Source organism: Nisaea sp. (assembly GCF_034670185.1).
Classification (GTDB): domain Bacteria; phylum Pseudomonadota; class Alphaproteobacteria; order Thalassobaculales; family Thalassobaculaceae; genus Nisaea.
On the sequence record NZ_JAXMNY010000001.1, the window covers coordinates 674,947 to 698,823 of the forward strand.

General features: G+C 57.1%; 20 protein-coding genes and 1 tRNA gene. 10 read left to right on the forward strand and 11 right to left on the reverse strand.

The window, feature by feature from the left end:
• The first annotated feature begins 4 nt into the window (after positions 1-4).
• Positions 5-2,473 (forward strand): cyclic nucleotide-binding domain-containing protein, encoded by a 2,469-nt coding sequence (locus tag VOI22_RS03190; protein ID WP_323795139.1) that lies wholly within the window; start codon positions 5-7, stop codon positions 2,471-2,473.
• A gap of 23 nt (positions 2,474-2,496) precedes the next feature.
• On the opposite strand, the gene VOI22_RS03195 is transcribed toward VOI22_RS03190, so the two are convergent.
• Positions 2,497-3,213: a TerC family protein gene (locus VOI22_RS03195; RefSeq protein WP_323795140.1), complete on the reverse strand. Its 717-nt coding sequence runs from the start codon at positions 3,211-3,213 to the stop codon at positions 2,497-2,499.
• Positions 3,214-3,470: 257 nt separating this feature from the next.
• Here VOI22_RS03195 and rpsD point away from each other — a divergent pair, with 257 nt between their 5' ends.
• Entirely contained in the window at positions 3,471-4,085 is a 615-nt protein-coding gene (gene rpsD, locus VOI22_RS03200) for a 30S ribosomal protein S4 (RefSeq protein ID WP_323795141.1), read from the forward strand.
• A gap of 104 nt (positions 4,086-4,189) precedes the next feature.
• Here the strand turns inward: rpsD and msrA are convergent, their stop codons facing one another.
• Positions 4,190-4,729, reverse strand: coding sequence for a peptide-methionine (S)-S-oxide reductase MsrA (gene msrA / locus VOI22_RS03205; RefSeq protein WP_323795142.1), 540 nt, complete (start codon positions 4,727-4,729; stop codon positions 4,190-4,192).
• A 218-nt stretch (positions 4,730-4,947) separates the two neighbouring features.
• Here msrA and VOI22_RS03210 point away from each other — a divergent pair, with 218 nt between their 5' ends.
• From VOI22_RS03210 to VOI22_RS03220, 3 genes are all read left to right on the forward strand, one after another.
• On the forward strand, positions 4,948-6,159 hold the full coding sequence (locus VOI22_RS03210; protein ID WP_323795143.1) for an argininosuccinate synthase: 1,212 nt from the start codon (positions 4,948-4,950) through the stop codon (positions 6,157-6,159).
• Between the two features lie 106 nt (positions 6,160-6,265).
• Positions 6,266-7,201: a pseudouridine-5'-phosphate glycosidase gene (locus tag VOI22_RS03215; protein WP_416366069.1), complete on the forward strand. Its 936-nt coding sequence runs from the start codon at positions 6,266-6,268 to the stop codon at positions 7,199-7,201.
• 100 nt (positions 7,202-7,301) lie between these two features.
• Positions 7,302-7,529 carry a hypothetical protein gene (locus tag VOI22_RS03220; protein ID WP_323795145.1) on the forward strand — a complete coding sequence of 76 codons (228 nt, stop codon included), beginning with the start codon at positions 7,302-7,304 and terminating at the stop codon, positions 7,527-7,529.
• An 18-nt stretch (positions 7,530-7,547) separates the two neighbouring features.
• Here the strand turns inward: VOI22_RS03220 and VOI22_RS03225 are convergent, their stop codons facing one another.
• A complete protein-coding gene (locus VOI22_RS03225) occupies positions 7,548-8,243 on the reverse strand; it encodes an NnrU family protein (RefSeq protein ID WP_323795146.1) in 696 nt (231 codons plus the stop codon).
• 107 nt (positions 8,244-8,350) lie between these two features.
• On the opposite strand from VOI22_RS03225, the gene VOI22_RS03230 reads away from it, so the two are divergent.
• Complete coding sequence (locus tag VOI22_RS03230) at positions 8,351-8,620, forward strand: DUF3253 domain-containing protein (protein WP_323795147.1); 270 nt, start codon at positions 8,351-8,353, stop codon at positions 8,618-8,620.
• A gap of 16 nt (positions 8,621-8,636) precedes the next feature.
• Here VOI22_RS03230 and folD read toward each other — a convergent pair whose 3' ends face one another.
• Genes folD through VOI22_RS03245 form a run of 3 tightly spaced genes read right to left on the reverse strand, consistent with a single transcriptional unit; the run spans position 8,637 to position 10,187 of the window.
• Complete coding sequence (folD, locus tag VOI22_RS03235; RefSeq protein WP_323795148.1) at positions 8,637-9,533, reverse strand: bifunctional methylenetetrahydrofolate dehydrogenase/methenyltetrahydrofolate cyclohydrolase FolD; 897 nt, start codon at positions 9,531-9,533, stop codon at positions 8,637-8,639.
• A 32-nt stretch (positions 9,534-9,565) separates the two neighbouring features.
• Positions 9,566-9,895, reverse strand: a complete 330-nt coding sequence (locus VOI22_RS03240; protein WP_323795149.1) for a DUF167 family protein — start codon at positions 9,893-9,895, stop codon at positions 9,566-9,568.
• Between the two features lie 13 nt (positions 9,896-9,908).
• Positions 9,909-10,187 (reverse strand): YggT family protein, encoded by a 279-nt coding sequence (locus tag VOI22_RS03245; RefSeq protein ID WP_028465378.1) that lies wholly within the window; start codon positions 10,185-10,187, stop codon positions 9,909-9,911.
• Positions 10,188-10,407: 220 nt separating this feature from the next.
• Between VOI22_RS03245 and VOI22_RS03250 the strand changes: the two genes are divergently transcribed.
• The 3 genes from VOI22_RS03250 (at position 10,408) to VOI22_RS03260 (ending at position 12,701) form a co-directional block, all read left to right on the forward strand.
• Positions 10,408-10,483, forward strand: a tRNA-Ala gene (locus tag VOI22_RS03250).
• A 34-nt stretch (positions 10,484-10,517) separates the two neighbouring features.
• Entirely contained in the window at positions 10,518-12,314 is a 1,797-nt protein-coding gene (locus VOI22_RS03255) for a DUF6538 domain-containing protein (protein ID WP_323795150.1), read from the forward strand.
• A gap of 93 nt (positions 12,315-12,407) precedes the next feature.
• Entirely contained in the window at positions 12,408-12,701 is a 294-nt protein-coding gene (locus VOI22_RS03260) for a hypothetical protein (protein ID WP_323795151.1), read from the forward strand.
• A gap of 98 nt (positions 12,702-12,799) precedes the next feature.
• Here VOI22_RS03260 and VOI22_RS03265 read toward each other — a convergent pair whose 3' ends face one another.
• Positions 12,800-13,654, reverse strand: a complete 855-nt coding sequence (locus VOI22_RS03265; protein ID WP_323795152.1) for a hypothetical protein — start codon at positions 13,652-13,654, stop codon at positions 12,800-12,802.
• An 852-nt stretch (positions 13,655-14,506) separates the two neighbouring features.
• On the reverse strand, positions 14,507-15,160 hold the full coding sequence (locus tag VOI22_RS03270; RefSeq protein WP_323795153.1) for a recombinase family protein: 654 nt from the start codon (positions 15,158-15,160) through the stop codon (positions 14,507-14,509).
• A gap of 335 nt (positions 15,161-15,495) precedes the next feature.
• Between VOI22_RS03270 and VOI22_RS03275 the strand changes: the two genes are divergently transcribed.
• Positions 15,496-17,499 (forward strand): ATP-binding protein, encoded by a 2,004-nt coding sequence (locus tag VOI22_RS03275; protein ID WP_323795154.1) that lies wholly within the window; start codon positions 15,496-15,498, stop codon positions 17,497-17,499.
• A gap of 29 nt (positions 17,500-17,528) precedes the next feature.
• Here VOI22_RS03275 and VOI22_RS03280 read toward each other — a convergent pair whose 3' ends face one another.
• The 3 genes from VOI22_RS03280 to VOI22_RS03290 all read right to left on the reverse strand — a co-directional run bounded on the left by VOI22_RS03280 (position 17,529) and on the right by VOI22_RS03290 (position 23,873).
• Entirely contained in the window at positions 17,529-20,528 is a 3,000-nt protein-coding gene (locus tag VOI22_RS03280; RefSeq protein WP_323795155.1) for a P-loop NTPase fold protein, read from the reverse strand.
• Between the two features lie 671 nt (positions 20,529-21,199).
• Positions 21,200-22,306 (reverse strand): mandelate racemase/muconate lactonizing enzyme family protein, encoded by a 1,107-nt coding sequence (locus VOI22_RS03285; RefSeq protein WP_323795156.1) that lies wholly within the window; start codon positions 22,304-22,306, stop codon positions 21,200-21,202.
• Between the two features lie 61 nt (positions 22,307-22,367).
• Positions 22,368-23,873 (reverse strand): tripartite tricarboxylate transporter permease, encoded by a 1,506-nt coding sequence (locus VOI22_RS03290; RefSeq protein WP_323795157.1) that lies wholly within the window; start codon positions 23,871-23,873, stop codon positions 22,368-22,370.
• Between the last annotated feature and the right edge of the window lie 4 nt (positions 23,874-23,877).

A 23,877-nucleotide genomic window follows, 5' to 3' on the forward strand; every position in this document is an offset into this window, starting at 1 on the left:
CCGGATGATTGAATACCGCAAAATCGTTCAAGTCGTTTGTTTCTCGGGGATTATTGTACTTATCTCGGGAGAGGCGGGCGCCCAACTGGCTGAACAGGCGGTATCAGTGGCTAGTCAGGACGCAAAACCGTCTGGAGCGGACAGGCTTTCACAAATTGTCGCCAGTTGGTTCTTGTACGCAGCATTTCTGCCCACCGTTTGCCTTCTCGCTCACAAGTCGTTCGCGAATCAACACGAACAAGACGACAGACTGGTTTTCCCTCCCCGCTTTCTGATGCGACAGGGGCCGTATCAAATCGGCCTTTGGTTGTATGTCGCGCTGGCGGCTGGATTATTTCTGGCTCTGGTCTTGTTGGATGAGTTCCGAGGCCTTTTGACGGATTTCCTGCAATACGCCGAAATCGACTGGAAGATGTCCGACGATGCGGAGCAAATTGCTGTTTTCACGATCAGTTTCGGGATCACGAGCCTGCTGCTGACGAATGATTTCAAGATCAATCCTTTCAAGCATTTCCGTTTTATTTTCTGCAAGCTCGCGGCTGTACCCGACCGTGTCGACGAGATTGCGCACGGTCTCGCCAATCTCAGCATTTCCGATGTGGCGGGGAACAGACTGATCAATGCGGCGAAGATCAGTGACCCTGTAAAGCACGTCACGGCGCAGGAGCTGGCGATACAGAACAGAAACTCGCCAGCTTACCGATGGTCGATGATTTCCCATTTGTACTTGTTTCTACACGACAGCGCGAAACTATCTGGCAACCGCTCTTTCTTCATCGACCCGAATACTAAATGGAAAGAAGTCCAATTGCGCTATGACGAACTGGCGGGGATGTATCTGATCACTGACAAAGTTCGCTCGGAGGATGCGGATGCATGGAGGGGAATGCTCGACGCCCTCGTTGGTTTTCAGGACAGGATTGTCCACCTCACGGCGTATTTTCTGATCTCCCGCAGCGATAAAGAGGAGGAAATCTGGGCCGCGGCGCAGGCACTTGGCGCGTATGAAGACGAAGACCGGAATTTCGCGCCGGACCCATTGAACACTGTTGCCGCCTTGATCCTTACGGTCTCTTTGACGGCCTTCGTCGGGACACTGGTCGGTCTTATGTTCCTGACTTGGTTGCCAGGCGTTTTCGAAAATTGGGCGTGGGGTCAAAAATTTTTCGGATTCGAAAGGTTTTTCGCGTTCGAAGACTGGAAAAATATCGATTGGGTTGAACTCAAGACGCCGGCTAAATGGGGTGGATTCGCCGTCGCCGTTTACATCGTTCCGATTGTACTGATGCTCGGGCTGAAATGGATCGCCTTCCAACTGCATGGCAGGGTGACGATGTTCCGTTGGCGTCTCCTTTTGGTTTTCGTGATCGTGGCTTATGCAGGAGCAGTTCTAGGACTCGTGGGAATGTCCGCTGCGATAGAAGCCTATCAAAACGGGCGAATGAACTTCCGTCTGTCCGTCGAAGAGAACCTGCTCTGGGGCATCGCCCCGGCGCTGCTGACGGTAACGCTGATCTGGGTGTTGCACTTTATTCATCGCAGGTCGCCTTCCGCGCACCTCTCGATCGCCGCCGGGCCATTTGCGATGGTGCGGGACTGGTGGTCCGAAATTCCGACAGAACGTCGCTTCAACGCAGGCAGTTGCGCTCTTCTCGCCGGTCTGGTCTCGACTGGGATTTCACTCGCGGTTTTGAATGACGCGCCGCACGAGCGATATTTCACTGAGGCAGTGATTGAGAAAGCGCTGAAACCGGATGTCACGGGGCTCAGCGTGGTTGAGTTGGACATTCGGGATCGCTGCCAGAACCATTTCAACGAGAAAGTTCTGGAGTTTCCCAGGGCTCGGCCAGTGCGGAACAAAAAGCCTGCGCCGCCACCCTGGAACACGAAAGCTGAATACTGCCTTGAATATACCAGGGCGACATCGGCCGCGATGCGGATCGTTGTGGCAGTGGTCTCGTTTTTTGTCGGCGCGGGGCTTTTTCTTCCGGTATTTCTCTTCAATATCGGACTAGGCCATCCGTCACAAAGCATCGACGGGAAATCTCTGCTCAGCCTGTTTTTCGGAAGCGATGACGAAGGAAGCGTCAGGCGCGTTGTCCTGAAGCCCGGGGCCGGGAAGGGGGCGACGCTGTTCCATGAAGGTGACAAGGCCGATGCAGCCTACCTTGTGATCGAGGGATGTCTCGAGGTCTTCCGGACAGTCAATGGCGAAGAAAGGGTGATCGCGCAGGTTGGTCCTGACAACATCATCGGCGAGTACGCGTTGGTCATGGGGGAGGACAACCCGAACCGCTCGGCCTCCGTTCGCGCGGTTGAACCGTCGGTCGTGGTCCATATATCGGCCAGCAGGTTCAAGTTCATACTCGAGAATATGGAGCCAACGATGCGGCGGCTCGTGGAGATCATTGTCCGCCGGGAAGTCGAGTTGACCCGTAAGTTCTCGGAAAGCGAAGCCGGCGCGGGCTTATAGTCCGGCTTCGTTGCCGCTGGCGGTTACACGGTATTTTTGCGCCTGTCCCTGGCCACCAGGTTGAGCACTTCCACTGCGGCCGAGAAGAACACCGCGAAGTAGATGTACCCGCGCGGGATGTGGAAATGCAGCCCGTCGGCGACCAGCGCGACGCCGACCAGCATCAGGAAGCTGAGGGCCAGCATCTTGGTGGTCGGGTGCTTCTCGATGAAGCTGGCGATCGGGCTGGCGGCGGCGATCATCACTGCCATGGCAATGACGACGGCGGCGATCATGACGCCCAGATCGTCGACCATGCCGACGGCAGTGATCACGGAATCGATGGAGAAGACGAGGTCGAGCACGATGATTTGGCCGATCACGCCCGCGAACCCGGCGCTGACCTTTGCCTTTGTCTCTCCATTTTCGCCCTCGACCGAATTGTGAATTTCGTGCGTGCCCTTGTAGAGCAGGAACAGCCCGCCGAGCAGCAGGATGAGATCGCGCCAGGACAGCGTGAAGCCCTGGATGTCCGCCAGAGGTGCCGTCAGGCCGACGATCCAGGCGAGCGCCGAAAGCATCACCAGCCGCAGGATAAGCGCCAGCCCAAGGCCGATCCGCCGGGCCATGGGCCGCTGGGCTTCAGGCAGGGTCTCGGCGACGATCGAGACGAAGATGATGTTGTCGATGCCGAGAATGATTTCCAGCGCCGTCAGTGTCGCTAGGCTTGCCCAGATCGCGGGGTCCAGAATCCAGTCCATGCGCTGATATCCTTCTTTGGCTGCGTTGCTCGGTTAAGCTTATAACGTGCTGCGTTTTATCCGGTTCCATCCCGCAGTGCACCGCCTCGTTACAGCATCCGTTCCGGTGCTTGACTTGAGGGCCGCGATCCTTATAGTGCGCGCCTCAATTCCCGAGAACGTGGGGCAGGCGGATAAGCCGTCGGTCCCCGGCCCAAGGCTCTCAAAAGTCATGGGCACTATCGGGACAAAATGAAGAAAACTAAAGGAGATGGGTTATGGGCAAGCGCCTTAACTCGAAGCATAAAATTGACCGGCGCCTTGGCGTCAATCTCTGGGGCCGCGCGAAGTCTCCGTTCAATGACCGCGAATATGGCCCGGGCCAGCACGGTCAGCGCCGCCGCAAGCCGTCCGACTTCGGCATTCAGCTCATGGCGAAGCAGAAGCTGAAAGGCTACTACGGCAATATCGGTGAGAAGCAGTTCCGTAAGTATTTTGCAGAAGCGGTCCGGCGCCGCGGTGATACCGGCGAGAACCTCGTTGGTATTCTGGAGTGCCGCCTGGACGCCGTTGTCTACCGCATGAAGTTCGTGCCGACCGTGTTCGCTGCACGTCAGGCCGTCAGCCACAACCACGTGATGGTGAATGGCAAGCGCGTCAACATTCCGTCCTACATGGTCAAGGAAGGCGATGTCGTCGAGCTTAAGGAAAAGTCCCGCGAGATGCCGATGGTGATCGAAGCCGCTCAGTCGAACGAGCGCGACATTCCGGACTACATGGATGTCGACCTCGACAAGAAGCGCGGCACCTTCACCCGCATTCCGAAGCTGGAAGACGTCCCGTATCCGGTTCACATGGAACCGAACCTCGTGGTCGAGTTCTACTCCCGTTAAACCGGGACCGCAGAGTTACGGAAAAGGCCGCTCTTTGGAGCGGCCTTTTTTGATTCTGCATGTCATCCTTGGTGTGCTGTCAACCGTAGACGGTCGGCGTAGGATTACTGCCCCGCCGCCATGCTCGCTGACCGCTTCGGCAGGACCCAGTTCGGGCGCGGGAAGTGGCAGGTGTAGCCGTGCGGGACGCGGAGGAGGTAATCCTGGTGCGCGGGTTCGGCGTCCCAGAAGTCGCCTGCAGGGGTGACTTCCGTCACTACCTTGCCGGGCCACAGGCCGGAGGCCTCGACATCGGCGATGGTGTCCTCGGCCACCTTCTTCTGATCCTCCGACAGGTAAAAGATCGCGGAGCGGTATTGCGGGCCGCGGTCGTTGCCCTGGCGGTCTGCTGTGGTCGGGTCATGGATCTGGAAGAACAGCGCCAGGATATCTCGGTAGCTTGTCTCCGCCGGATCGAACTGGATCTGGATGGATTCCGCATGGCCGCTCTTGCCGGTCTTCAGATCCTCGTAGGTTGGGTTGGCAACCGTGCCGCCGGTATAACCGACGCGGGTTGCGGTGACGCCCGGGTGTCTGCGGATCAGGTCCTGCATGCCCCAGAAGCAGCCTCCGGCGAGGAGGGCGGTTTCTCGTTCCGTGCTCATAAATCAGCTCCCTTTGCTCACAACATCGCTCATTCTCTGATATAGGGCAAAATTTCCGGGTTTCAGGTCACAATGCCGCGTCTTTGGATCGGCCTTTTCCTTGCCGATCATGACAGTTTGCCTATACTCCCGCGCCGTTGGTGGTGCAGCGGCCTCTTAGCCGCGCCCCGCTTGTGTTTCACGGGCCCCGCCGGGCCCTCTACCGTCAAGGCGAACCCATGTCCGAGAGCGTCAAAAAAGTTGTGCTGGCCTATTCCGGCGGCCTCGATACCTCCGTCATCCTGCGCTGGCTGCAGGACACGTATAATTGCGAGGTTGTCACCTTTACTGCCGATCTGGGGCAGGGAGAGGATGTCGAGCCGGCGCGCGAGAAGGCCCGCATGATGGGCATCAAGGAAATCTATGTCGAGGATCTGCGCGAGGAATTCGTGCGCGACTATGTTTTCCCGATGTTCCGTGCCAACGCGCTCTATGAAGGCACCTATCTGCTCGGCACCTCGATCGCCCGGCCGCTGATCTCCAAGCGCCAGATCGAGATCGCCAAGGAAGTCGGTGCTGACACCGTCTCCCACGGCGCCACGGGCAAGGGCAACGACCAGGTTCGTTTCGAGCTTAGCTATTACGCGCTGCAGCCGGACATCAAGATCATCGCCCCATGGCGTGAATGGGATCTCACTTCCCGCACCAAGCTGATCGAGTTTGCCGAGAAGCACCAGATTCCGATCGCCAAGGACAAGCGCGGCGAAGCGCCGTTCTCCGTCGATGCGAACCTGCTGCACTCCTCTTCCGAGGGCAAGGTGCTGGAAGATCCGTGGGACGCGCCGGAAGAGTATGTCTTCCAGCGCACGGTCTCGCCGGAAAATGCGCCGGACAAGGCGACCGAGATCGAGATCGACTTCGAGCATGGCGATCCGGTGGCGATCAATGGCGAGCGTATGTCGCCGGCGACCCTGTTGACCGCGCTCAACGAATATGGCGGGAGCAACGGCATCGGGCGGCTCGACCTGGTCGAGAACCGTTTCGTCGGCATGAAGAACCGTGGCGTCTACGAGACCCCGGGCGGCACAATCATGCACCATGCCCACCGGGCAATGGAAAGCCTGACTCTCGATCGCGGTATGGCGCACCTCAAGGACGAGATGATGCCGCGCTATGCCGAGCTGATCTATAATGGCTTCTGGTTCTCGCCGGAGCGCGAGATGATGCAGGCCGCGATCGATCACAGCCAGCGCAACGTCACAGGCACCGTGCGGATGAAGCTCTACAAGGGCAACGTCACCTGCACCGGCCGGAAGGCGGACCGCAGCCTCTATTCAGAAGATATCGTGACCTTCGAGGAAGGCTCCGGCACCTACGATCACAAGGACGCTGCAGGCTTCATCAAGCTGAACGCGCTGCGCCTGCGTCTGAACAAGATGCTGCAGGGATAACTCTCTCCCGCGGGCATCTTGCCCCCGGTTGTCATCCCGATGAAAATCGGGATCCACGGATGGCGTTTGTCGCTCTATGATCCGTGGATCCCGGATCGGGTCCAGGATGGCGAAGGGAGAGAGTGTGACCGGTTTAATCTTCTCAGCAGAGGTTGAAACGGCCTTGTCCGACGGTCGCCCGGTCGTCGCGCTTGAAAGCACCATCCTGACCCACGGCTTGCCGAAACCGGACAATCTTCATATTGGTCAGGAGATTGAGGCGGAAATCCGGAATGCGGGAGCGGTTCCTGCGACCATCGCCGTGCTGGACGGGACCGCCCACATAGGCCTGTCGACATCGGACCTGGTGCGGCTTTGTTCCATGGACGATGCGGTGAAGCTCTCCCGCCGCGATCTCGGTGTGGCGCTCTCCAAGGGCTGGACTGGCGGCACCACGGTCGCCGCCACCATGATCCTTTCTGCCAGAGCTGGGATCGAGGTCTTTGCGACCGGCGGGATTGGCGGTGTGCATCGCGGGGCCGAACTGGATTTCGATATTTCCGCCGATCTGGACGAGTTGGCCCGGACCCCGGTGATGGTAATTTCCGCCGGGGCGAAATCCATTCTGGACTTGCCAAAGACGCTGGAGGTCCTGGAGACGAAGGGCGTGCCGGTGATCGGCTTTGGCACGGACGAATTTCCGGCTTTTTTCTGCCGCAACAGCGGGTTGCGCGTGCCGCTGCGCCTCGACAGCCCCGAAGAGATTGCCGCCGCCTGGCGTGCGGGCCGGGATCTCGGACTCGAGACCGGCATGCTGATCGCCAACCCGGTGCCGGAAGAGCATGCCCTCGACCGGGCGACAATGGAGCGGATCATCGACGACGCCCTGTTCGAGGCGAAACGGACCGGTGCCACAGGCAAACAGGTGACGCCGTATCTTCTGTCGCAGATCCGGGCCGCGACCGGCGGCGCCAGCCTGACGACGAATATCGCGCTGGTTCGGGCCAATGCCCGTCTCGGTGCGGGAATTGCAGTCGCGCTCGGCACGCCGCGACAAAACTGACCAGCGTCAAAATCGCACATTGCTGCGATGCAGCATTCTCGACTAGGCAAGTGGCTTGACGGCGATAAGCCGAAATGGCCATCTATCGAGGATTTTGATTGTGTTGAACCTTTTCTACTCTGTTCCGTTCGTCGGCTGGATGGTTCGTGATTTGCGAACGGGAGGCGCGTCGGCCTTCACCTATTTCCTCATCAATTGTGGGCTGCTCTGGATCCTGTCAGCGATCCTGTTCGGCTATCCGGGCATCATCATTCCGGCTCTTTGTACCGTGCCGGTGATGTTCACGCTGCTGCTCCTGCTGACGCGGGGCAAATACGAGGTCGGTTGATCGGGCCGGAACCGATGTTTACATCGGAACCGCACTGACGCCTGCGAAATAGGGGTGGGCGCCGTGCAGAACGGCCCAGAGCGCCAGCCCGCCGCCAAGGCGGAGCCAGCCAATGCCTTTCCAGTCGAGCTTTGTCCGGCCTTCAAGGATGGCCCGAAACGGCAGCACGGAAGTGGTGAGTTCGAACGGGGCCCATTTGGCCCCGAACTCGGCCCGTTTCTTGGTGTCGATCTTCACCATGCCGCCGAAAGCCAGCACGGCCATGCCGCCGAACAGCAGCATTGAGGCGACATCGCCGCGCACGGTCAGGTGTGCCAGTGCCCAGAGGCCGATGGCCATCATAACCGGATGGCGTGTCACCGTCAGGATGCCCCGTACCAGATGCGGATCATCGAAATCATCTTCGGCCATCATGGCTGTGGGGCTGAACGGGTTGTAACCGCAGACCAGCAGGATCGCAGCGAACGGCATCACGACATTCGGAATCCAGCGGGTCCAGAGCGGGGGCTCCCAGAGTGTCACATAGGGGGCATTGCCATAGGCCATGACCATCCAGACCATGGCAACACCGGCGGCAAGCGAGAACATGCCACGGAACCGGTTGGTGCCGATCTGTTCTATCAGCGCGGCGCGGATACTCGGCCAGCCGAGCAGGAAATGCCCGCCGACAAAAACCACGACGGCGGCAAAGAGTGTGTCCAGACTTCCAGTCATACCGCTCCCAATGCAGTTAGTCTCCGCAGCGCCCGACTCTTGTGGTGGACGGCTCGCCAGTTTCAGGTCATCACAGGCATATAAGTGTAGCCGGTCAGGATGCAAAGATGGATGACGAAAGCCTGAAAAAGCTGATGTGCGAGATGCTTCGCACGGCCGAGGGAGATGGCCGGCTGTCTCCAAACCAGATCGGTACGGCAGCGGGCGGCGATCCGGGCGGATCGAAACCGGCCTGGCGCGCGCTGCTCAGGCAGATCGAGCGGGTCGCGGTGGTGCTCGAAGCTGAAGGTACCCTGGTGGCGCTGCGCAAGGGTAAGCCTGTCCCGCTGGCCGAGGCGAAGGGCGTGATCCGCTACGCGGCCAAGCCCAATACCTGAGCCAACAAGGCCCGAATCAGAGAGCCGGCATATCCCAGCCATGGCGGCGGCAGGCAGCTTCAACGGTATTGCGCAGCAGGCAGGCGATGGTCATCGGGCCGACACCGCCCGGCACCGGGGTGATGGCACCGGCAACCTCCGACGCGCTGGCGAAATCGACATCGCCGACCAGCCGGGTCTTGCCTTCGCCTTTCTCAGGCGCGTCGATCCGGTTGATGCCGACGTCGATCACTGTCGCGCCCGGCTTCACCCAGTCTCCCTTGACCATCTCCGGTCGCCCGACAGCGGCGACCAGAATATCGGCCCGGCGGCATTCCGCTGGCAGGTCCTTTGTCCGGGAATGGGTAACAGTGACGGTGCAGCTCTCGCGCAGGAGCAGGGCGGCCATCGGCTTGCCGACAATGTTGGAGCGACCGACGATGACGGCATGTTTGCCGGTCAGGTCGCCCAACTGGTCGCGCAGCAGCAGCAGGCAGCCGAGCGGGGTGCAGGGCACCAGCGCGTCGCCGCCGGTGGCCAGACGGCCGGCATTGACGACATGGAAGCCGTCGACGTCTTTTTCCGGCGCGATGGTGTCAAGCACGGCCTGGGCATCGATATGGTCGGGCAGGGGAAGCTGCACCAGGATGCCATCAACCGCCGGATCGGCATTCAGGTCCGCGATCAGTTTCAGCAAGCTCTCCTGGCTGGTGGAGACGTTGAGCTTGTGCTCGAACGAAGCCATGCCGCTCTCGATTGTCTGCTTGCCCTTGTTGCGGACATAGACCTGGCTCGCCGGGTCTTCGCCGACCAACACCACGGCAAGGCCGGGGACGGCGCCGTGTTTGGATTTCAGATCCGCGATGGCGGCGCCGATGCGTTCCCGCAGCCCGGCCGCGAAGGCCTTTCCGTCGATCAGTGCGGCAGTGCCCATGGGGTGTTTCCCTCTATTGCCCGAAATCTCTATTAGCCGGGCGCGTGTTGTGCGAGCCAGTCTTCCAGTTGTGCCGCCAGGGCCGCTCCGTCTCCGGCGATCAGCAGGGTCTTGCGCCGCTGCGTCGTGCCGGACCGGACATCAATGCTGCTTTTCGGAAGCTTCCAGCTTTTCGCCAGCATCTTGATCAGGGCCTTGTTGGCGCGGCCATTCTCGGGAGCGAAGGTGACGGTGGCTGTCAGCCATGCGACGTCTTCCGCATCCATGGCGACACTACCGATCCCGTCGCGCGATGCATTGGGCGTCAGGCGGACCCGCAGACGCAACCCTTCGGCAACTGGCTGGAAGGGCAGGGCGGTCATTTGGTGCGGAGTCCTAGCCGAAATATTCCCACATCAGGCTGCGGAGAAAACTCAGGCCGAGAACCAGGACAATCGGCGAGATATCAAGGCCGCCGAGGTTCGGCAGGACGTTCCGGATCGGCCGCAGCAGCGGTTCGGTCACGCGATAGAGGAAGTCCATCACCAGATAGACAAACCGGTTCTGCGAATTGATCACGTTGAACTGCACCAGCCATCCCATGATGATGAAGATGAAAAGCGCGTAAATATAGAGCTGGATGACTGTACTAACGAGATTCAGCAACGACAGCATGTGCGAGTTTCCGTCCTTCAGGGATGTGCGGCGCGACGAACCGTACCGTCCGGTCGCGCGTACGGCAAGCGCTTGGCGCTGCTCATTTTAACCCTGCTTATATGGGACGGGTTCCGGCATTTGCAAAGCCCCTGATATGGGGCGCTTTGCCCTTGCATCGCTCAGTTGCTTCGATTATCTGTCTCCACCGTGCCGGGGCATATTTTTCTCCGGCTTCGGTGGGGCCGTAGCTCAGCTGGGAGAGCGTCGCGTTCGCAATGCGAAGGTCGGGAGTTCGATCCTCCTCGGCTCCACCAAAATATCCCCCAAGATATTGAATACAAATCAGAATTGCCGCAAGCTGACGGTAGGGCGGCTTCTGAGGTACAGCAGAGTCGTGAAAACGGGTACAGCAGAAAGGTCAGCGACCGCCTTCAGAGGCGAGGCAACGGCTGGCGTTTTAGGGCTGTTGTGCCTAGGGACCTCCGCAGACGCATGGGTAAGCGTGAGGTAGTCAGATCTCTGGGGAGGTGCAGTCAGCAGACTGCCCGCCGATTGGCAAGGCTGCTATCAGCAGCATGGGAGAGATTCTTGCGTGAAGTCCGGGAGCATCAGTCTCTGACTGCAGCTGAGATCCAAGAGCTCGCACGTCGATGGCTGGCTGAGGCGATAGAAGAAGAGGATCGCGTCTTGGCTTCTTTCCGCCCTAACGACCCAAGTGACAGACAGCGGGCTGTCGCAAGATCCAAGAAGCAGTTAGACGGCGCCCGGACCTTGGCGTTCGAAGTGCATGATATCGGTTTGGTGGCCGAAGACGCGATTGAAATGTTGCAGAAAGTCGGCGTAACAGACCCGTCCAAAGACACGATCAATCAGCTTTGTGATTTGTTGCTTCGAGCGAATGTCGAGTTGGTTACTCGCACGGTTGCAAGGCTCAAAGGCGATGTTTGGAAAGGAGTTGCGGACCCTGTCTTTGAAAGTGGGCCACAACCGGCAACAACTTCGATGACAGGCGACTTGGCAAAAGTTCCCGCCAATGCTCTGCCACAGGCAAGAACAGTTGGAGAACTCGCGACGGAGTACATCCAACGTGAGGTCGCTTCGACCACCGGGACCAAGAACGTACAAAAGGCGACGGCGCATCTGCGGTCTTTTACCGAGATCATCGGACCACGACGGCCGATATCTTCGCTTGAGAGAAGTGACCTTTCTGATTTTCGTCACGTTCTTGAAAGCTTACCGACCAACGTCACTAAGCTGTTTCCTGACCGTGCGCTCCGTGACGTTGCAGAGATGAATCATAAGAGACCGACTCTGTCGCCGACTTCAGTAAATCAATCTCTTATTCGCGTTGGTGCGTTTCTGACTTGGTGTCGAGATCACGGCTACACAGACAAGGATCTCTCTACATCACGGCTTAAAATGAAGAAGCCAACACGCTCCAAAAAAGCACGCACACCATTCACTGTTGATGAGTTAGAAGCGCTTTTCTCTGGGCCGCGATACTCTGGATGTAAGTCACGGTCGAGGCGTAACGCGCAAGGCGATCTTATTATTCGCGATGGGACGTATTTCCTGCCGCTGCTCGGCTTGCTTACTGGCGCACGCCTAGGTGAGCTGCTTGGCCTTACGCCAAAAGATATAGATGGCGATCCTGGACAGCGTGTAATCTTGATTCGTCCGAACGGTCTCCGTGGTCTTAAAAATGAAGAGTCGGATAGACTGGTTCCACTTCACTCGGTCCTCGAAGAACTTGGGTTCGACATATTCTTGCGTGCACAGAAGGTAATGAACCGTTCGATCTTTGGCGCTATGGCAAAGAGGCGAGGCGGGAACATCACCGACAACGAGAGCCGAAGGTTCTCTACGCACTTGAGCGCCATCGGTATCAAGCGTCCAAAGTTGTCTTTCCACAGCTTTCGTCACCTATTCGAAGATCTGGGAAAGGCGTCGGGCGTGCCGGAAGACTTGCGGCGAGCGCTCTTGGGACAGGCTCAGAAAGGAATGGGTAACGTTTATGGCGGCGTAGATGGGGGCTTCACCGTCGAGCAGCGCCGGAGGGCCATCGAGAGCTTGGTTCTGCCGTTGGACCTGAAGCAGCTAGTCAATCTTGCCCAACGGCCGGGCAAGAGGCTTATCCAGTCCTAGAATGCTCGTTTGAGAAATCGAAAAATCGGAGTGTTGCGGTCCATGCAATACCCAGATATCTGAATATTTTTCAGCTATTAGGGAATTCGGCCTATGAAACTTCTATTTGCCGCGCTGATCCTCGCTTTCGGCGTCACGGCCGCCGAGGCTGCGAACAAGAAAGGCTCGATTGATGAGCTGACGTTCGTATGCATGACGAAAAGTCAGATGATCTGGACTATCGAGAATGCAGGGTCCGGCAAGCTCGTGTGTGAATTCGAAGCGCCAGGTGCTTATGAGCTTCTGAAAATCGACGATGAAAACCCGATCGCCAGGATCTCATTTAAGCGCGATGGCAAGACCGTTAAGGCATGGGTACTCGAAGTTGACGTTGAAGACGCCCGCTGACGGCCTGATCGACGAAAGAGGGCCTATTATGTGAAAGCCGCGTGATGGCCGTCAGCGCGGCTTATTCGAGGCCTGACGGCCTGTATATTCACGTTAGTCTACGCCTCTGTGGATGTCATGATTCCTTCTTGGCTGCCAACAACGGCTAAACGGACGGCTGCCGTGAACTTGGGAACGGAGAGTCTTTCAGCCCTACTCAAAAAATCGAGTTCGCTGTTTATGGCAGAAAGAAGCGCTTCGGATGGGCTATCCAAATCCATTACTGATTCTCGAAACTCATCGTAAAGCTGTTTTGCTGACCTGTGGAGCTGGAGCGAAGCGCCAAATGGCTTTTGCCCGACCACATCCGCGTGCAATTCCATCGTTCCAACAATGAATTTTCGGGAATAGGATTCCCATCCACGACCATTAATTCCCTTCGCAAAATATGAACGGCCCCGTTTAGTGCCAGGTCGTTTATCTGTCGAGTGCTCGTCGGGTCTTAGCTTGTAGGCGCGTTTCCAGCACGCAAGCTCGATTTTTGATACCATCTCGGAACTGTCTTCAAGGATTGCGAAGTGAGCATCGAAGCGACGCGGCTCGCCAGCCTTATCCATGTAGTTCGAAGCGGCTGGTCCCTTCGATATCTTCGGCTCAATCACAAACCAGTATGTAAGACTTTCTCCTGCTGGATAACGCAGGTTCTCAATGATCTCTTTTTTGAACCCATTCGTGAGGTTTCCATGTTTCTTCAACCATTCGATACGCTGTTGGTCTGAGATGTTGAAAGTGTGTGCTCTGTTTACACCCTGTCGATATCCTGCAGCTTGGATGAATGTGAGTGATTCTTTTTCTGAAAGGTCCCTCCATCGAGGTAGAGTTATATTGTAGTGAGACATTATTGCCTGAACTATACGGCTCATTGGTCCAGCATAGTCGGCTCCGCAGAAAGCGGTCTCGACAAGTCTTAGCATTTCTTTGCGTTCTTGGCCCGTGGGGACTAATGCGCGCCTCAGATTGTGGTCTGATTTTTTCGACTTTTTGCCATGACTATGTGACTTTGAAACAGCGCTTCCATGGTGCGGCATCTATGACATTCTCCTTACTGACTACTGCATCCTGACTTCCTTGCTTTCAAGCGAAGGGCGTCAAGGTTTCGAGCCTTAGTAGCCTTGAATTCGGAGGCGACACCGACTCACACACTCTCAAACGGCAATTGCGCCGTTGATCGCTTGTTCTGCGGATATCGATATGGAGAACGTATGCGAACGCTACGAAATGGCTGATAGCATGAGATGTTTCGAGAATCAAATTATGGCAAGGAATTGCGTTCAGTGGCTTCATCGTTCTGACTGTTGTGGCGAGGAAAAGGCCCCGATATAGCGCTCGTGAAAAAGAGAAGCGTGATATCTTGAATATTCATGCTTATTCAATTCATTTTAATTCTCTAATGTGTTGATAATTATGCATAAAAAGTGAATTGTCTTGATGCGGTATGGAGCTTGTCGTTTCAAAATATGCATATTACTAAATACTGTAAGATTCTGAAAGTAAAAGATAATTTTAAAAATTGGTTCGGTGCTGAATAATTCAGATGCATATTATGCATTGCATAACGCGTTGACTTTAGTTGCGATTCATTCGCAAAAATCAGTGACGACAAAAAAGGGGTGGAACCAAAGCCCTGTGAAATGAGGCCAATGGTATGAGGTCCTGGCCTTCACTATTTTTTTTCCCCTATCTCGAATGGTAGCCGTATCGACCCGCACGCTATAGCTCACTGCGTCGCAGCTCTGAAAGTGCTCGTGCTTTGCGGATGTTAACTTCTATTTCGCCATGAGACGTTGAACCGATCCAGCATACCAAATACCTCCACGCGGGCTCTCAACGCCGCGAGCGTTAAGCGCCTTGGCTAACTGTCGATAGCTCTTCAAACCTGCCGAGCGGATCTCTTCGATCACCTCTTGCGCTTTAAGCGCGTGTTTACGCGCTTGTTCCGAGGCCCGCTGACGGGCTTTCTCTAAGCCGGCTGGATTTCCGGTTGGATTTCCCAAGCGCACGCCACGGGCCTTCGCAGCGGCGAGAGCGGCTTTCGTGCGTTGGGATATCATCTCACGCTCGTGTTCGGCGACAGCGGCGAGGATATGGACCGTGAGCCGGTTGGCGTGTGGCATATCGACGGCGACAAAATCGACGCCAGCTTCCATCAGGTTGGAGACGAAGGCGACGTTGCGCGCGAGACGGTCGAGTTTGGCGATGATGAGGACCGCCTTGTGCCGGCGACATGCTGCTAGCGCTTCGAGCAGCCGAGGCCGATCATTGCGCCGACCACTCTCGATCTCGACGAATTCCTCCAAAATCTCAGCGTCGGCATTCACAAAAGACCGGACGGCTGTCTGCTGGGCTTCCAGACCAAGGCCACTTTGTCCCTGCCGGGCCGTCGAGACGCGGTAATAGGCGATGTATCGAGTCGGGGTCATCGAGTAGGCTCCGTATCATTCAGTGACGTTGGTTTACACGTTGATACGGATCATTGAATCAGGACTGCATGGTAACCTCTAACGCCGAATTGAGTTCGAACTGCTGCTTTCTCCGAACGGAGGCTGATGCTCGATTTCCGCGTATTCACGACACATCGTTTCCCCCTAATGTTGACACAGCTCTGTGACCTGCTGACCTTACCGACCTGCGCTAGATACTAATGGGTCGAAATTTTCTAACGCCGAGAGCTCAGCCGGCTTACAACTCACAACGGTGCGCGCCGTTGGCAGCGATTAGGGGTAGAAATGACCAATTTGGTTCAGAGGACTGATCGATGACCACGCAGGAGTACAACGTCGAAGTCAAAGAGGACTTCATCGAGCGGCAAGCCAAGGCTCAGCCGATCCAGGCGTTGTCCGAACTCGTATGGAATTCGCTCGACGCTGATGCGACCGAAGTCTCCATTGAGCTTGAGCATGACGCTCTCGACGGCCTCTCCAAGATTTACGTCCGGGATAACGGTCACGGACTTCCTCGTGACGAAGCGCCCGGCCTGTTCAAGAACCTCGGCGGATCGTGGAAGCGAACCGCCATGCAGACCAAGAAGCTCAAGCGGGTGCTTCATGGGCAGGAGGGGCGCGGGCGTTTCAAGGCATTCGCGCTCGCCCAGACCGTCGATTGGACGGTTGTGTACGACAAGGCTGGAACACCCAAGAAGTTTGACATCAGCATACTTGAACGGGAAATCTCGCGCGTCCGCATATCGGACGAGGCAGATATGCCCGGCGCAAAGCCTGGTGTGATTGTCACCTTGTCGGAGTTGAAGCGTCAGTTCACGTCGCTTAAGCCCGAGAATGCTATCCAGGAACTCGCGGAAGTATTCGCCATTTACCTCAAAGACTATCGTGACGTGTCCGTCGAATATTGTGGCGAGAAGATTGATCCAGCGCTAGCAATCCGCGATCAGTGGGAATTCGACCTATCGCTCTACGTCGATGAGAATGGGGTCGAGCATCCGGTTTCCCTCGAAATCATCGAGTGGCATCGCGCCACGCGGCGAGCGCTCTATCTCTGCAATGCCAAAGGGTTCCCCCTGTCGCAGGTCGATAGCCGCTTCCACGTCGGCGACTTTCACTTTTCGGCATATCTCAAATCAAAGGCCATCGAGGATTTACATCAGAGCGGACAGCTCGACTTAGCCGAGATGTTGCCTACCCTTCAGGTCAGCGTCGATGAGGCAAAGCGGAAGATCAAAGAATTGTTCCGCGAACGCGCGGCCGCCCGTGCAAAGGTCGTTGTCGACGAATGGAAGGAGAAGAACCTTTATCCGTTCGAGGGGGAACCGGCGTCTCACATTGAGCAGGCAGAGCGTAGCATCTTCGACATTGTTGCGGTGACGGTCCAGGATACTTCCCCCGACTTCGGCGAAGCCTCTCCGAAGCAAACAGCCTTGCACCTTCGGCTGCTTCGGAACGCAATAGAAAAGAGCCCGACCGAACTCCAACGCATTCTCGACGAAGTCCTCAAACTCCCCAAGCGCAAGCAGAAGGAGTTGGCGCAACTTCTCGATGAAACCGATCTATCAGGCGTGATCAGTGCTGCGAAGTTGGTCGCCGACCGGCTAAAGTTTATCGATGCGCTTCGGTTTATCCTGTTCGATTACGAGGCCAGGAAGAAGCTGAAGGAGCGGTCCCAGCTCCACAAAATCCTCGAGCAGAACACCTGGGTCTTCGGCGAGGAGTATCATCTCTGGGCAAGTGACAAGGAACTCACCAACGTCCTAAAAGTGCACAAGGACAAACTCGATCCGGACATCATCATCGACGAGCCGGTCAGCGTGGTCGGGAAGAGCCGTGGTATCGTTGATCTTATGCTCTCCCGCTCTCAGCGACGGCACCGGGCTAACGACATCGAGCACCTGGTCATCGAGTTGAAGGCTCCAAGGGTCGTCCTGAGTGCGAAAGACATGAATCAGATTGAGGGCTACGCGCTCGCGGTCGAGAAGGATGCCCGATTCAATGGCGTTCAAGGTTTGAAGTGGCACTTCTTGCTCGTGTCAGACGACTACAACGAAGAGGTGGCCGCGCGTATTGAGGGGGGGCCGGATCGGCAGCGTCGTTTGATTTCAAAGCGCCCGCGGGTCTCTATCGGAGTCAAAACCTGGTCCGAGATTATCGAAGAAAACTTTGCCCGACTTCAGTTCATAAAAGAAGCTCTTGAACATAAGGTCGATGATGGCCAGGCGCTTGCTTTCCTTCAGGAAAAACACAAAGACTTGCTTGAGGGGGTCATTGTAGAAATTGAGGACGACGAAGACGAAGACGAAACGGCTCCTTGAACAGGAGCCAAGCTAGCCCACCCGAACTGTCACTGAAAACGGAATGGCGCGATCAAGGGGTGCGCCTCCACGGCTCGCCATGATTCTGGCCAGTTGATCGCATGATCAGAATGGTGTCCCAGCACATCCGACATTAGATCCAGGGCCATCCTTGTCTGCCTAAGCTTCTCGTTAAGTGATGGACTCTGATCTTGTCTCTCTTCGAATCGGCCCCGGAACATTTTCTCGAACATCTCTCCAACTGGATGCTGATAATCGAGTCTGTGGGCGAGGGTCTCACGTTCGTCATCGCTGCACGAGGCATCCAAGGCCAATGCGAGCATCAGGGCTGGAAATAGCGGAGACATCGAATGATCTGTGCCTAATAGTGCGGCTTCTTCCTCGGCGGGCCACCTAGCACGAATGATACGGTAGAGGTTAATCACGCGTTTGGTAAGCCGGGGCGAGTGGCCGATCAGTGGGCCGAGCGCGCCAAGGCAAGCGCGTTCGCTCTCGCTGAGCGTGATCCGGGCCAGGACCTCTTTGACGTTCGTCTCGTCCCCGGTCCTGGCCGCCAAATCGGCGGGCGGGCGAACCGGCGTTAACTTCGTGATTAGACCCTCAGCAGCGGCACTCCCGGGCAACGCATTGTCCCAGCTCTCCCGACGCCCGTTCTCCACCCGGTCGGAATCTGCGTCGTCGTCTGAACTGGTCTCCAAGAGCGTCGCGCGTCCGAGGATCGAGGCGACTAGTTTGGCGTACTCATTGTCAGTGCCGTCTTCGCTCATATCCACGCATGGAGGCTGCAATCGGTAAGGCAATTGGAAGATCTTCTCCAGATAGTTCTTCGCCGAAACCTGATGAGCAGCCTCCCCGAACTGCTCTGAATGATATGAGTGTAGAGCGCTTTCCAACCATCGCGGATCGACGCCCACGACAACCACGAAGAGCGGATAGGCCAGTATCAAGTGCACCGCCTCCAAGACCTGGATCACCACTTTCGGCGGGCATCGGTCGAGATCGTCGATATAGAGGACGATGCGGTCGATGCTGGGCAGGTCCGCCTCTTTCAGGCCGTCTTCGTACCTAGCCCTACTTTGCTGCTGCATCAGGTCCGACATACGGCGAAAATCGCGACTTATGATTGAGATTAGGCCCAGATGACGCCGATACTCATCGCCTCCGGCCCGGTTCTCGATATAATCACGGAATAGCTTTCTCGGCCTTAGGCCGCTCCGCATCTCCTCCAACTCTGCTTGCTCCTCGATCGCCGCTGCCTTGGCCTCCTGAGCTTTCGCAACCTTCGCCTCGAGTCCTCGGATTTCCATTGCAACACTGGCGTGCTCGGCCTCCAATCTGCCGAGTTCACCAGTCTCATCCGCTATGATTTTCTGGTGTGCGTCGAGCAGAGGTTTGATCTTCGACTGGAAAGTCTTGAAATAACCCCACATCACGGTCGAGATACCAGCGAGCCAAGCCAAGGTTTCCTTTATCGCGGCCACTGCTTCCTTGATTTCAGGCATTCCAGTTAGTCTCGTCTGGAGCGCGCCACCAGCCACAAGCACCAAGACGACTAACAAGGTCGCGACAACCACCAGTGAAACACTCGATTTGGGACTGGCCAGAAGGAAAGCACCGAATTTTGAAAGACGGCCCGAGAAGGATTGTATCTCCGCGTATTGCTGCTCGATTTGCGTGGCGTCCTGGATCGCGCTGTCGAGGCCGAGTGCGCGGAAGGCACCCCCTAGCTCTTTCTTGAGATCTTCTTTAAGGGTTGCTTGGATCGCGTCTCGGGCGGACGTTCGCAACGCCTCGCGCTTGCCTCGGATCTCGTCTCGGAGTTTATCAATTCTGTCATCGAGTTGTTTCTTATGACCGGCATCGGACTCGATGGTTTTGTCCGAAGACGCGATGATATCGGTCGCCTCGTCGAGACGGCGCATCAGTTTTTCCAACTGTAGATACTTCAGCCAGTCTTTTTGTTCGCTGGCTTGGTTGGACAACTCCTCGAAGATGTGCGTGCCGATGCTAGCCCATAGATCACCATCGGAATAATGCCAGGCATTGAACCGGATATGGACCACGTTCTCCACGAATGCCGGTCGGCCTTCGTCCAAGATCTGATCGCCCCACTCCGTCGTTTGATCAATAGCCGCCTCCAGCATCGCCATGAAGGTGGATTTGCCGGAGCCCCAATTTCCGAACAGCCCGATAGCCAGTGGCAACGGAGCCGCGTGGTGGCAGACCAACTCGGCGATGGCGAGCGCATCAGGCGCGCGTCCCAACGGATCGTCTGTGAGGATGTCCCGGTCAATTTTGGCACCAAAATCGACCCGGTCATTGTTGATTGAAGCCAGGGCCCGCATCCGCCCATTGGGGGCGTTCGTCGCGAGATCGAATGTCTCGATGATTCTCCGCTGATAAAATTCAGGGTTCAGGGGTAGCCTTTCTTGATTGTAGAGGTACTTCTCAACAATTACGCTGGAGAGAAAAGCGCGGAAGTCTGGCCACGCTTCCTTCGGCAGTGACGATAAGACCGCTCGCATCCCTGCCGTATCGAGCAATAGTCCGCCGATGAGATCCGGGATCGTGACCGACTCCATGTTGTCGTGGAGCTGGACCGACCACGCGGCGCTCAGGATAGTTAAGATTTCTGGGCCGATGTAGAGCTCGTACTCCGTCTCAGGACCAAAAAAGGAGCTGTAGGCTTCCAGCGAACCCGCCAAGGGTTGGCGCCACTCGTGGTCTTTTCCGTATTTCTCAGCCAGGAACTGATATAGGAGCAGGATCATTTCTCGATCATCTTGTGCTCCGTTCGTTAGGGTGAATTTTACCACGCCTTTCGCGAGATCCTCGAGCGTCAATACGGCGTTTCCTAATGTTATTTTCTCGTGTGCCAAGAAAAACGCATGTTGAAGCAGATCAACCGTCTCCGGCTCCAAAACCGGCCGCTTGGTTTTGCCCGGGTATCTCAGTCGGTCAAGCTGGCCGACCGTGATCCAAGCCCCCGGCTCTAGATCGAATAAGTTATTTATCGGCTCTGTTTGCACCTGAATTCCCCAGGAAACTTAGTTTGAATGTTCGGATCCTGAACGTAATCTCCTTGGTCCGGACAATCGTGTAAAGAGGGTATGAAAATTATGGATCATATATCGAAGATTGTATGGTCGACGAATTTGTATTCCCTATCTATCTATCTATCTAGCTTGCGTCATCCGTTCAGATTGTTGTCAAAGGGCTACATGCATCGCGTATTTTGAGATCGACGTGAAGCACATCAATCGGTTCAGAAATCGCCGGTCGAGCGTGATTTGTGGGATCCATGGAACACCGCGCTTATTCTGAAGGCGAGGAGCAGATCTCCACACGGCTTTCCGGTTCAGAATGCAGCGAACCCCGCTAACACCGAGCATCCTATGTACAGGGCTGATACCGTCACATAGACGCATCGCACGTCTCGCATTGACAATTGGCAGTTATCGGCACTCGCCAAACATTGCCCCGGTGCAGTTGCTTGGCCATTTGCAACTAAACTACTTGGCTGACCCACGAGGTACAGCGCCGGGTACATTGTAGGTACAATGCTGGACCCGATCAGTAGGTGAAAGTTCATCTAAATAAATGATATAAAAAGGAAAATGAAAGAAAATGGTTAAGCGTATCGATCCTCCTCGGCTCCACCAAAATCTCCCCCAAGATATTGAAATCGCATCAGGTTGAATTAGCGTGGATAGATGCGCGCTGTTTCCAGAGCACTTTCATCTATCGCGACGCCAAGCCCTGGCGCGTCCGGAACATTCAGGTAGCCATCAACGGGTGACGGCACACCGCCGCTGATGCAGCGGATGATCGACTCATGGCCTTCATGATATTCCATCGCTCCATGCTCCAGAGCGCCCGCCATCAGGTGCAGGTTGATGAAATCCCAGCCGCCGGCCGGGCAGGTGTCCCGGTTGTGGCGGCCGGCGAGGCGGATGACGTCGAGAGCTTTGCTGAAGCCGCCGGCGAAGACGGCGTTCGGCTGGATGACGGAGACACCGCCCTGCCGGATCAGTTGCTCGAACCGGTATTCCGACTGCTCCATCTGTCCGGCGCCGACGGGACAGTCAATTTCGCCGGTGAGTTCCGCCAGTCGGCGCGGATCGTTGTCGCGCAGGGGTTCCTCCAGCCAAGCAAGGCGGGCGTCCGAGACTGCAAAGGCCAGGTTACGGGCGGTGGGGAGATCGAACCCGCAATTGGCGTCGGCGATGAGATCCGCGTCAGGGCCGATGGCCTCGCGGATGGCGAGAATGCGTTCCGCGTCCTCCTGCCAGGGGCGGCCCTTGGCTGCGATGACGATCTTCACACCGGCAGCGCCGGCCTGGATGGCGCGTGAAGATGCGGCCTGCAGGGCATCAATATCGAGATGGGGCAGGCCGCAGGTGACATGCACGGGAACGCGGCTGCGCTTGCCGCCGAGCAGGACTGCAATGCTTTTCCCGGCGGCCTGGGCCCGGATGTCCGTCAAGGCGATTTCAAGAGCGGAGAGGGCCGAGACGACCACGCCTGTCATGGCGCGGGGATTGAAATGCCGTTCGATAGCCGCCATCAGATCCAGCCCGAGGGGATCTTTCCCGGTGATCGCTTCAGACAGCGCGTGGTTCAGGAAATGGGAGACCTCGGCGGCGAGGAAGCGTCCCGTGAAGCCATTGCCGGTTATGCCTTCATCGGTGTCGATGCGGCAGCGCACGAAGACCGGACCGTCTGTCCCGGCATAGGTCGCCCTGTTTTCCTGCTCGCCCGCCGCGACCGGTCGATGGACGCTGGCCTGTATCCGGGTAATGCGCATCTGGGGGCCTCATGGTCTGAAATGCATCGGGGCGGCCGAAGCCGCCCCGGGACGATAATGTCTAGCTCTGGGCCGCGTCAGCAGCCTTGCGTTCCTGCCGCTTGGTCCGGAACAGGGTGACCAGGGGCCAGATCATCGAGGTCAGTGTCAGGACCAGGAAGGTCACCACAATTGGTCGCTCAAGGAAATGGAACCAGTTGTGGTCGAAGATGATCAGGGACTGCTTCAGGCTGTTTTCCACGAGCTCGCCAAGGATCAGCCCCATGATGATCGGGGCCGCGGAGAAGCCGTAGCGCTTCAGCACAAAGCCGAACAGGCCGGCCAGCACCATGATCCAGACATCCATGATCGACTGGTCCATGGCATAAGCACCGATGGAGGCGAGCACGAAAACGGCGGGCCAGAGGAACTCGGTCGGGATCAGGGTGACGCGGGCGAACAGTTTGGCACCGGCGAAGCCAAAGGCGGCGAAGGCAAAGTTCGCGATCAGCATCGACAGGAAGATGGCGTAAAGCAGGGTCGGTGTCTCGGTGAAGAGATGCGGTCCGGGCCGGAGGCCATGCGCCAGCAGCGCGCCGAGGATGATCGCCGTAGTGGCGCTGCCGGGAATGCCGAGCGCCAGGGTTGGCACCATGGCAGCCCCGGTCGCGGCGTTATTGGCGGCTTCCGGACCGGCAATGCCGCGGAGATCTCCCTTGCCGAACTGGCTCTTGTCCTTGGCCCAACGCTTTGCCTCATTGTAGCCGATCATGGCTGCAACAGTACCGCCCTCGGCCGGAAGCAGACCGATAAAGGAGCCTATACCGCAGGACCGGCAGATCGTGCCGAAGCAGTGCTTGAAATCGGCCCAGCCGGGCAGCTTCACCGCATCAAAGATGGCGCGCACCCGGCCTTCCTTGAGCTTCGATGCCTGTGTCAGGAACTCACAGCCGGCAAACAGGCCGATCATCACTGGAATGAAGTGAATGCCTTCCGACAACTCCCAGTAGCCGAAGGTGAAGCGGTCCACGCCCGTGGTGAAATCCATGCCGATCGTGGCGAGCAGAACGCCGAAGGCACCGCCGATCAGGTTCTTCAGGGCTGATTCACCGCTGATCGTTGCCAGCATGGAAAGGCCAAAAAGAGACAGGGCGAAATATTCGGGAGGGCCAAAGTTGTAGGCGACCCGAGAGAGCAGGGGCGCCGCAACGATAAGGACGACGACGCTGAAAATCCCGCCGATCACGCTGCTGACTGCAGCCATGCCAAGAGCCATCCCGGCCTTGCCTTTCTGGGCGAGGGGATAGCCGTCGAACGCTGTCGCCGCTGCGGGTGGTGCTCCCGGGGCATTGACGAGGATCGCTGTGATCGATCCGCCGAAAGTTCCGGCGCAATAAAGCGCACTCAATAGGGAGATCGCCGGGATCGGATCCATGGTCAGGGTGAATGGCAGCAGCAGTGCCGTGGCCATCGTGGAACTCAGGCCGGGCATGGCGCCGACCAGAACGCCGCCTATGGTCCCGATCAGGATAACCGTGATCAGGTAGGGGTCAGAAAAGGCCACAAGGGCGGTGAGGAACGCATCCATCAGT